Source organism: Pseudomonas sp. GW821-FHT01A09 (assembly GCF_058986725.1).
This window is the reverse complement of sequence record NZ_JBYSWB010000062.1, coordinates 1-1592: the sequence shown is the minus strand read 5'-3', so window position 1 is coordinate 1592 and position 1592 is coordinate 1. Positions and strand designations below refer to the sequence as shown.

The following is a 1592-nucleotide window of genomic DNA, read 5'->3' as shown; positions in this document are numbered from 1 at the left end:
ACCTCAGCCTACCACCTTAAACTTGGACAACCAACGCCAAGCTGGCCTAGCCTTCTCCGTCCCTCCATCGCAGTAACCAGAAGTACAGGAATATTAACCTGTTTTCCATCGACTACGCTTTTCAGCCTCGCCTTAGGGACCGACTAACCCTGCGTCGATTAACGTTGCGCAGGAAACCTTGGTCTTTCGGCGTGGGTGTTTTTCACACCCATTGTCGTTACTCATGTCAGCATTCGCACTTCTGATACCTCCAGCAAGCTTCTCAACTCACCTTCACAGGCTTACAGAACGCTCCTCTACCGCATCATCGTAAGATGATACCCGTAGCTTCGGTACCTGGTTTGAGCCCCGTTACATCTTCCGCGCAGGCCGACTCGACTAGTGAGCTATTACGCTTTCTTTAAAGGGTGGCTGCTTCTAAGCCAACCTCCTAGCTGTCTAAGCCTTCCCACATCGTTTCCCACTTAACCAGGATTTTGGGACCTTAGCTGACGGTCTGGGTTGTTTCCCTTTTCACGACGGACGTTAGCACCCGCCGTGTGTCTCCCATGCTCGGCACTTGTAGGTATTCGGAGTTTGCATCGGTTTGGTAAGTCGGGATGACCCCCTAGCCGAAACAGTGCTCTACCCCCTACAGTGATACATGAGGCGCTACCTAAATAGCTTTCGAGGAGAACCAGCTATCTCCGAGCTTGATTAGCCTTTCACTCCGATCCACAGGTCATCCGCTAACTTTTCAACGGTAGTCGGTTCGGTCCTCCAGTTAGTGTTACCCAACCTTCAACCTGCCCATGGATAGATCGCCCGGTTTCGGGTCTATTCCCAGCGACTGAACGCGCTATTAACACTCGCTTTCGCTACGCCTCCCCTATTCGGTTAAGCTCGCCACTGAAAATAAGTCGCTGACCCATTATACAAAAGGTACGCAGTCACAGAACAAAGTCTGCTCCCACTGCTTGTACGCATACGGTTTCAGGATCTATTTCACTCCCCTCTCCGGGGTTCTTTTCGCCTTTCCCTCACGGTACTAGTTCACTATCGGTCAGTCAGTAGTATTTAGCCTTGGAGGATGGTCCCCCCATATTCAGACAAGGTTTCTCGTGCCCCGTCCTACTCGATTTCATTGACAAGAGATTTTCGCGTACAGGGCTATCACCCACTATGGCCGCACTTTCCAGAGCGTTCCGCTAATCTCAAATCAACTTAAGGGCTGGTCCCCGTTCGCTCGCCACTACTAAGGGAATCTCGGTTGATTTCTTTTCCTCAGGGTACTTAGATGTTTCAGTTCCCCTGGTTCGCCTCCAGCACCTATGTATTCAGTGCAGGATAACTGTCTTATGACAGCTGGGTTCCCCCATTCAGACATCTCCGGATCACAGTCTGTTTGCCGACTCCCCGAAGCTTTTCGCAGGCTACCACGTCTTTCATCGCCTCTGACTGCCAAGGCATCCACCGTATGCGCTTCTTCACTTGACCATATAACCCCAAGCAATCTGGTTATACTGTGAAGACGACATTCGCCGAAAATTCGCAAGACTCTCAAGAGTCACTCACAAATTTTACCTTAGCCTGAATGAACACCAGTGAAAGTG

At 50.7% G+C, this 1592-nt stretch carries 1 rRNA gene (running past one end of the window); it reads right to left on the bottom strand.

Features of this window, described 5'->3' with window-relative positions:
• Nucleotides 1–1476: ribosomal RNA gene (locus tag AC3WJP_RS28995) — 23S ribosomal RNA — on the bottom strand (it extends 1516 nt beyond the left edge of the window).
• Between the last annotated feature and the right edge of the window lie 116 nt (nucleotides 1477–1592).